Source organism: Escherichia sp. MOD1-EC7003 (assembly GCF_002965065.1).
Taxonomy (GTDB): Bacteria; Pseudomonadota; Gammaproteobacteria; order Enterobacterales; family Enterobacteriaceae; genus Escherichia.
Genome location: NZ_PTRE01000003.1, coordinates 1 through 8,283 on the forward strand (window position 1 = coordinate 1; position 8,283 = coordinate 8,283).

Below are 8,283 nucleotides of genomic sequence, written 5' to 3' on the forward strand. Positions count from 1 at the left end.
GGCATAATTTTTATCGTGCGTTTTATGGATTGCTTTCTGCATCAGGCGTCGTTCGTCACGGGAAATTGGTGCTATGATCGGCATCGCTCAGTCCGGTTGGTGATTTGTGATTTTTGGCGATTGATCAGATCGCACAATTCGGGCTGAGTTCCCTCAAAGTGATCTACTATTCCGGGCAGCTATTTAGCTGCCCGGAATTAGCCGTATATTCCATTTCGACATCCAGACCGTTCTTTGCAAAAAAACCTTTTTGCTGCGCGACCCATACAGGAAGATTCCATCCTCCCTGAAAGGTAACGACGTTAACTGACTTCAGCGGAGAAGATTTATTCTTTTCTGCACCAGAGGCATATACAGAAGCCAGACTACAGACCATGATAGTCAGAGGTAAAAGAATTTTTTTCATTACATTTATCTCTCAATCAATATAATATCGAACACAAGATGCTAAACATTATCCATACTAATAATCAACCCAGCCGCATACGCTGGATTCAAATTATGGTTTGTTATTTACCATGATTCCTCAATCATACACATCGCTCAAATGTGTTAATCGCACTCGCAATAGCAGATCAGTAAAAATGTCCTCATGTGTACGTGTCAGCACCAGTGATACAAGACGGTAATGGGGATGCGGACATCCCCCTTTGCAGTAAAAGAACCCTGTTACAGCAATGCCGCAGTGGAAAAGCTTTCATTGCCCACACAGGACAGCCGGGACATTATTGCCGCAGCATGCAGAGCGTTAAACCATGTCTGGCGTGAAGGGTGCCGCTATATGAAGGCAGGAGTCATGCTGGCTGATTTCACACCATCGGGTATAGCACAGCCGGGAAAAGGGAAAGAATGCATGGAACTAAAACAAAGTAAGAAGAAAATCCCACTAATCAAGGGGAGGCCTTACTTCCTGATTTCTGGCCATAACTCCCCCGTCAGGATTAAATTCTCAATCAACAATACCATTAAACTGTGTGATATCATCATAGTTGACGCATTATTATCCGGGATTCTTTCCTGGTAACATAAGTACAGTTATCCGGAACGTCCTCCATAATAAAAGACATCGCTCCAATTTTTACATTACTACCTATTTTTACGTTAAGCCCGATAATACATGTATGGGCACCTACATCGACATTATCACCAATAACAATATAATTTTCTCTGCTGTCAGATTCCTTTTCGCCAATGGTCGTGTTCTGCCGTATAATCACATTCTCACCGATCTTTACATTACCGTGAATGACGACACCTGAATGGTGGGGCAACACAAAGCCTTTACCAATCCGCGCCCCCAGACCGATATCACATCCATACTTTGCCATAAGCGCATTTTTTATCTTAATCGCACATTTTCGTTGTTTTTTATTCCCGGATATATACATTTCATTAGCCAGGCGCCACCAGAGAAGAAAGCCTCTCTGCCTCTGCATACCGTTCCTGATAAGTCGGTGAACAACAAAGTTATCCCGCATGATAACTTCAGCTTTCCAGTATTCCAGAAGATGACCTTTTTTCTCTGATAATAAAAAGGTACCAATATGAAAATAAGAAATCGGATTTTTTATCAACATACGAAATTTTCAGAAAAAATAATGAAGACAGGTGTATTTTATATAAGCAAGAGAAACCACGCAACAGTCATGAGAATGACAGTTGCAATGAAAAGGCTGTCAGAAAGACAGGTCGGAACAGGAAAATGACTGACAGAAATAAAACCTGATGCACGCAAATACATCAGTTTTCCGGGGAGGCAGCATTAGCATTTTCATATATTACTGATACAGTAAATCGTGCTTTAGATGGAGTAAGAACTAATGATATTTGTTAAATCTAAATCTCTGATCCATAAGATAGACACAATAATTATTCATGACATTAAACGGGGGAGAAATACTGGTCACTCAGACTCGTAAAAACAGGCACTTTTTGTACATTTATTACGTATTTCGGGTTCACGTTCATCACTCAGTACGCAGGCCAGGAACTGCCGGAGACATTTATTGAGGAATGTGCCCAGGCTCTCTTTTCATTTACAACTATTAGCCCTTGTCAGCCACAGGGTCAGAGGCGAATTGTATGACAGACTGGAAGAAAGGATCCTGAATAAGTGACAGGACCACGCTCAAGGACAATATCACCTGGTCAGTGCTCAGAGACCGGGTAGCGAAATGATCAGCAACTTACTCACGAATGAGCTTCTTGTCCTTGATGACAAGCATGCTCCAGAATATCTCCGTCATTTACCGGCGACCTAAACCGCCGAAGTCCGGCGTAAGCAGGCACAGTCGTCCGGATGTCACCAGACCTCCTTCATCTCTTCATACGGGCTATCAGCGATGAAAATACTTCTGTACGCGGTCGGAGTGACCCCGGAAGGGGGTTGCGTATCTCTACGTTCGTGAGCCGTCAGGGCTGCTTACGAGCGTGTATGGCAGACGTGCAGCGATTTTTACCCGTCTTTAGTTCTTCTTTGGGCCTGAATTGTCAACTTCTGAATCGTGGGGGCCCCTTTGGGGTTCCGATTCAGTGGTTGACAACTGCACATAAAATACCCTGTATGCGGGGTGATGGTTCACGGAGTGGGCCATCGCCCTGCTAAGCCAGTGGGGCCTTAAAGCAATGACGATGTTTAGTTACAACATTCATAATTAAAAGCGACTCTGTTCCGGCCCGGAGGGCCGGGGCGGGGCTGCTTTTCAGTTATGAGGGAGGGGCTTTGCGGTTTCGGTTCTGCGCTGAACCGGGGGTTTCTTGGTGGTTGTATTTGAGTGTTGTAACTAAAACGGCTCCGGTTGGGGCCCGCCGCTTGCGGTGGGAGGGCATATCTGTCTGTCCAGAGGACAGGCAGTGAATAGGTTTTCTTTTTAAATGAATGTGATTAGGTAGTTTAAAGGAAATATAAACAGGTGTTTAAAAGATACATTGCACCCTGTAAGGCTGGCGGCTGGCGCTTTGTGGCATGAACGGTTGTAACCTTATGGAGAAGTCCCTTGCAGTTAAATGTGGATAAACAAAATTGCCCCTCTGCGAGACGTATTTTGCATCAAAAACAGGGGAAACCGGATGCACCTGAAGGTGGATGATGAGGTTGTTTTTTGTATGTGGTGCTGATTTTTTTGTGCACTGACGAGCTTCAGGCGTGTGGATGCCTCCGGCGCAGGCCGGATTATTCTGAGGAGGTTACGTTCAGGGGGAAGCTGTGGCCAGCCGGCTGTAATTACGATTACGTGACAGAATCATGCGCTCCTTCACACGACGCTCCACTTCGCGTTTTACCGCCTCACGATTAGCAGTGAAGCGCCCTTCCGAGATTTCGCGCGTCAGCTGCCGTTTCACCAGGGTGACGATATCCTGACGTTCCCTGTTCGCATCACGACGCGCGCGGGCACGCTTTATTCCCCGGGACTTAAGCTCTGTCTGGTAACTGCGGAAACGCTCACGCACAAAACGCCAGGCTTTCGCTATCAGTTCATCCATATCCAGGGTATCCAGCCCCTGCTTTTTGCGCTGTCTGTTTTCCCATTCAACACGACTGCGGCGCGCAGCTGCCACTGCATCCTCAGACACATCAAGGGCGGCAAACAGCGCCGGTGTGAACGTGATATCGGTCGGAATGTAGCACCCGATAAGCGGATCATATTCCGTCTGGTAGGTAATCAGTCCCAGCTCTGCAAGGAACGTCAGGGCACGGGTGGCACGGGTGATAGAGAGTTTTCCGGCAGCAGACTCCGTCGCCAGCCCGCACTCAATGGCCAGCGTGGTGATGGAGCACTGGACACGGTTGGCCAGCGGGTCATAGTGGAAACACAGCCCCTGCAGCAGCGTATCAATGGCCCGTCGACGCAGCACCGGTGGCATGCGTCGACGCAGACCACGCGAACGGGCATGCGCCACATGAATAGCGAAATCAAAACGGGAGGTGAAGCCCACCGCCTTTTCCATCAGTTTTTCGCAGAACTTCAGCGTTCCGGCACCTTTACGGGGTGTGAACACCGGATTCGGATTCTTTACCTGGCGGTAATATGTTTGTTGAAGATCAGTCACACCATCCTGCACTTATGTTGCACAGAAGGAGTGAGCACAGAAAGAGGTCTTGAACTTTTCCGGGCATATAACTATACTCCCCGCATAGAGCAACAGCTTCTATGCAGTTTCTTGTTAGCCCCGGTAATCTTTTCGTACTCGGCAAAGTTGAAGAAGATTATCGGGGTTTTCGCTTTTCTGGCTCCTGTACATCCACATCAGAACCAGTTCCCTACCACCTTATGGTGTGGCCAGCCACAAAATTCCTTAAACGATCAGTAATCTAGCACTAATCTTCTGAACACTCAAGAATGTAAGCCCATCATCACATGCATCGTTTTTGCGCTTCACTTTTTATCAGTGCGGTCAGAACTTCAGCCTGAGTCAGGCCATCTTCATAACACATTTGCATGAGCATGGCCTTATACTTTGGTTCAAGAAATACTTTTACTTCCTTGAACGAAGCTCTTTTACGGGCCACTGATAATCTTTGTTTCTCTGCATCAGAAAGCGGATTCCCCTTTCTGTATGCTCGTTTTGCGCCAGATGAGGAAGTCACTGCATTTTCTGTCTGCGACATCTCGCCTCCTCAATACTTAAACAGGGATCGTTTCGCAGAGGATACTACAGTTTTTTGAAATCAGCGACTTGAGAATTGTGACGAAGATCTGTGTTGGCTCACAAATCAACGGGGATTACTGTCGTTTAATGTGATTTAAACTGTGAAACAGTATGGTTTTCAGTTATGGAAACGCCGGGAGCGGGGAAAACTTGCTTTTTCCCGTTTCCGGGGTTGGACAACTGAGCAACGCGAAGGCGTCAGCTACGATGTTCTGGTGACTGCTGATCAGCCCCTGTTGTATTCAGCCATTCTCCGGTCATCTGCAGCAGTTTTTTGGCATCGTGGCTTCTGAGCAACGGAATACCAGCCTGCCTCAGAACCTCTTCCAGAAGAATATCCCGGCGTCTGCGTTCCGGTCGTAAATGGCTGGCATCATCCAGCTCTACTGCTGCAACAATACTGAACGAACGCCGCTCAACGATAACCACATCAACATGGAGTTCTACGCCGGAACCGCCGAAATTTCCGTCATCCCAGTTTTAAACCGACTACAAATGCATCCAACTCAATGATTTCATTATCATTTTGTAAGGTATAATGCCCATTTAACAAAATGGGTTGCCAGGCTACTGGTGATATCCTGGTCAGAGCTTCAATGGCCTTTTAATTACCTTCTGTTTCCAGTCGCCTCAGTAAACGTGACAGGATCGCAGAGTTGTAATAAACGATCGCGTTGGAGAACAGGCGATCACACTGATTACTGATCTCCGTTTCTATATCGTTTTTTCCGGTTAACTCTTTCTTTCCACCAACTTTGGCCACTGCTGCACGTAACTGGTGATAAGACTCTATCCGGTTCTGGGAACGGCGAATATTGCATTCCATTTGCGGATCGCGCAGATACTTCAACGTATAAATACTGCGAATCAGACGGTCATATTCAAATACTGCCTGCCTTGTCGGATTGGTTGCTGTATATGTACATAACTTACGGATCAGTGTCCCCTGTGTCATTTCCTTCAGACCCAGCGTGGCAACGATGCGATCGAGATTGCTTTTCTCCCGGGATATAAGTTCCAGGTCAATCCGACCGGCTGTAAGCGTAAACCGACCGCCGTATGTAGCCATTAGACAAGAATTGGTAATTTAGACGCCCATCTGACACAGACGGACATCTAAGTATGGAATTACAGGACTGGCGAAAAGAACCTCGTAAAAAGTATTCGAATGAATTCAAACTTCGTATGGTTGAACTGGCATCACAACCCGGTGCTTGTGTGGCTCAGATTGCACGAGAAAATGGCGTCAATGATAATGTTATTTTCAAATGGCTCAGACTCTGGCAAAACGAAGGGCGTATATCACGGCGTCTTCCGGTGACAACCACTTCTGACGCAGGCCTTGAATTATTACCTGTAGAGATAACCTCTGATGAGCCGAAAGAACCGATGGCTGCTCTTATTCCGCCCTTATCCACTCAGACTACTGTCAGTGCCAGCTCCTGCAAGGTGGAGTTCCGTCACGGTAACATGACGCTGGAAAATCCTTCACCAGAGCTGCTCACTGTATTGATTCGTGAACTGACCGGGAGGGGAAGATGATCTCACTCCCATCCGGTACCCGTATCTGGCTCGTGGCCGGGATAACCGATATGCGTAAGTCTTTCAACGGGCTGGGTGAACAGGTACAGCATGTGTTAAATGTTAATCCCTTCTCCGGTCACCTGTTTATCTTCCGTGGCCGACGGGGTGACACCGTTAAAATTCTTTGGGCTGATGCTGATGGTCTGTGCCTGTTCACCAAACGCCTGGAGGAAGGCCAGTTTATCTGGCCTGCGGTGCGTGACGGTAAGGTATCCATTACCCGCTCGCAACTGGCAATGCTCCTCGATAAGCTGGACTGGCGTCAGCCAAAAACATCCCGCCTTAACGCCCTGACAATGTTGTAAAAAACGCCTGGCCGCATTATAAAAACGGTCATGAGTCAGAAATACCTCATTCGCATTGCAGAACTGGAAAGCCTGCTCCGTCAGAAAGACCAGCAACTGAGTCTGGTTGAAGAGACGGAGGCCTTCCTGCGCTCTGCACTGGCACGTGCCGAAGAAAAGATCGAAGAAGATGAACGGGAAATAGAACATCTGCGGGCTCAGATAGAAAAACTGCGCCGGATGCTGTTCGGTACCCGTTCTGAAAAACTGCGTCGTGAAGTTGAACAGGCTGAGGCCCTGCTGAAACAACGCGAACAGGACAGCGATCGTTACAGTGGGCGGGAAGACGATCCACAGGTTCCCCGCCAGTTGCGACAGTCGCGCCATCGTCGTCCGTTACCGGCACACCTTCCCCGTGAAATACACCGTCTGGAGTCTGAAGAAAGTTGTTGCCCGGAATGTGGCGGCGAGCTGGATTATCTGGGGGAAGTCAGTACTGAGCAACTGGAACTGGTGAGCAGCGCCCTGAAAGTGATCCGCACAGAACGGGTAAAAAAAGCCTGTACAAAATGTGACTGCATCATTGAAGCACCGGCGCCGTCCCGCCCGATAGAGCGTGGTATCGCGGGCTCCGGATTACTTGCCCGCGTGTTAACGGGAAAATACTGCGAACACCTGCCACTGTATCGTCAGAGTGAAATCTTTGCCCGACAGGGTGTCGCACTGAGCCGTGCATTACTCTCCAACTGGGTTGACGCGTGCTGCCAGTTAATGACGCCGCTGAATGATGCCCTGTACCGTTATGTGATGAATACCCGCAAGCTTCACACTGACGACACACCGGTAAAGGTACTGGCACCGGGCCTGAAAAAGACGAAAACAGGGCGCATCTGGACGTATGTCCGGGATGATCGCAATGCGGGTTCGTCATCTCCTCCGGCGGTCTGGTTCGCGTACTCACCGAACCGGCAGGGGAAACACCCGGAGCAACACCTCCGCCCCTTCCGGGGTATCCTGCAGGCGGATGCGTTCACAGGTTATGACAGGCTGTTCAGTGCAGAACGTGAAGGTGGTGCGCTGACAGAAGTTGCGTGCTGGGCCCATGCCCGGAGAAAAATCCACGATGTATACATCAGCAGCAAAAGTGCGACGGCAGAAGAAGCCCTGAAGCGAATCAGTGAACTGTACGCCATCGAGGATGAAATACGGGGATTACCAGAGTCAGAGCGTCTTGCAGTCAGACAGCAGCGAAGCAAAGCGTTACTGACGTCGCTGCATGAATGGATGGTGGAGAAGAATGGCACGCTGTCGAAAAAATCCAGACTGGGCGAAGCGTTCAGCTATGTACTGAATCAGTGGGACGCCCTCTGTTATTACAGTGATGACGGACTGGCGGAGACGGACAATAACACAGCGGAAAGAGCGCTTCGTGCAGTCTGTCTTGGAAAGAAAAATTACGTGTTCTTCGGTAGCGATCACGGTGGCGAGCGTGGTGCACTGCTATACGGGCTGATCGGCACCTGCCGTCTGAACGGTATCGATCCGGAAGCGTATCTGCGCCATATTCTGAGCGTACTGCCGGAATGGCCCTCCAACCGTGTTGACGAACTCCTGCCATGGAACGTGGTTCTCACCAATAAATAAGCGTCAATACGGTGCTCCGTTGACGCTTACCGCGAACCAGACCGCCGGAGGCATTTCCGAACCGGCGTTACGGTCATCACGGACGTAGACCCACAGCCGGGCTGTCCGGGTTTTACCGCTG

Annotated in this window: 8 protein-coding genes and 4 pseudogenes; 4 read left to right on the forward strand and 8 right to left on the reverse strand. The window is 48.9% G+C overall.

Going from position 1 to position 8,283, the window contains the following annotated elements; genetic code table 11:
- Positions 1 to 84: hypothetical protein (locus A7090_RS26350; protein WP_241957257.1), on the reverse strand; the 84-nt coding region annotated here is incomplete at its 3' end.
- 100 nt (positions 85 to 184) lie between these two features.
- A pseudogene (locus tag A7090_RS27195) lies at positions 185 to 304 on the reverse strand (ABC transporter substrate-binding protein); the annotation flags it as partial.
- A gap of 330 nt (positions 305 to 634) precedes the next feature.
- Here A7090_RS27195 and A7090_RS26090 point away from each other — a divergent pair.
- Positions 635 to 877 (forward strand): annotated as a pseudogene (locus tag A7090_RS26090) (DinB/UmuC family translesion DNA polymerase); the annotation flags it as partial.
- 106 nt (positions 878 to 983) lie between these two features.
- Here A7090_RS26090 and A7090_RS00280 read toward each other — a convergent pair.
- From A7090_RS00280 to A7090_RS00320, 6 genes and pseudogenes are all read right to left on the reverse strand, one after another.
- Complete coding sequence (locus tag A7090_RS00280; RefSeq protein WP_105272584.1) at positions 984 to 1,577, reverse strand: serine acetyltransferase; 594 nt, start codon at positions 1,575 to 1,577, stop codon at positions 984 to 986.
- A 1,615-nt stretch (positions 1,578 to 3,192) separates the two neighbouring features.
- On the reverse strand, positions 3,193 to 4,050 hold the full coding sequence (repA, locus tag A7090_RS00295) for an incFII family plasmid replication initiator RepA (protein WP_123056911.1): 858 nt from the start codon (positions 4,048 to 4,050) through the stop codon (positions 3,193 to 3,195).
- Complete coding sequence (tap, locus tag A7090_RS26950; RefSeq protein WP_105272589.1) at positions 4,043 to 4,117, reverse strand: RepA leader peptide Tap; 75 nt, start codon at positions 4,115 to 4,117, stop codon at positions 4,043 to 4,045. The genes repA and tap overlap by 8 nt, the downstream gene beginning before the upstream one ends.
- Positions 4,118 to 4,354: 237 nt before the next feature.
- Entirely contained in the window at positions 4,355 to 4,609 is a 255-nt protein-coding gene (locus tag A7090_RS00310) for a replication regulatory protein RepA (protein ID WP_105272587.1), read from the reverse strand.
- 239 nt (positions 4,610 to 4,848) lie between these two features.
- A pseudogene (locus A7090_RS00315) lies at positions 4,849 to 5,088 on the reverse strand (DUF2726 domain-containing protein); the annotation flags it as partial.
- Positions 5,089 to 5,119: 31 nt separating this feature from the next.
- Positions 5,120 to 5,719 (reverse strand): annotated as a pseudogene (locus A7090_RS00320) (Tn3 family transposase); the annotation flags it as partial.
- A gap of 53 nt (positions 5,720 to 5,772) precedes the next feature.
- On the opposite strand from A7090_RS00320, the gene tnpA reads away from it, so the two are divergent.
- Genes tnpA through tnpC form a run of 3 tightly spaced genes read left to right on the forward strand, consistent with a single transcriptional unit; the run spans position 5,773 to position 8,162 of the window.
- Positions 5,773 to 6,192 carry an IS66-like element accessory protein TnpA gene (gene tnpA, locus A7090_RS00325; RefSeq protein ID WP_000422695.1) on the forward strand — a complete coding sequence of 140 codons (420 nt, stop codon included), beginning with the start codon at positions 5,773 to 5,775 and terminating at the stop codon, positions 6,190 to 6,192.
- Positions 6,189 to 6,539: an IS66 family insertion sequence element accessory protein TnpB gene (tnpB, locus tag A7090_RS00330; protein ID WP_000624677.1), complete on the forward strand. Its 351-nt coding sequence runs from the start codon at positions 6,189 to 6,191 to the stop codon at positions 6,537 to 6,539. The genes tnpA and tnpB overlap by 4 nt, the downstream gene beginning before the upstream one ends.
- Positions 6,540 to 6,569: 30 nt before the next feature.
- Positions 6,570 to 8,162 (forward strand): IS66 family transposase, encoded by a 1,593-nt coding sequence (gene tnpC, locus A7090_RS00335; protein WP_040118371.1) that lies wholly within the window; start codon positions 6,570 to 6,572, stop codon positions 8,160 to 8,162.
- Positions 8,163 to 8,283: the final 121 nt, after the last annotated feature.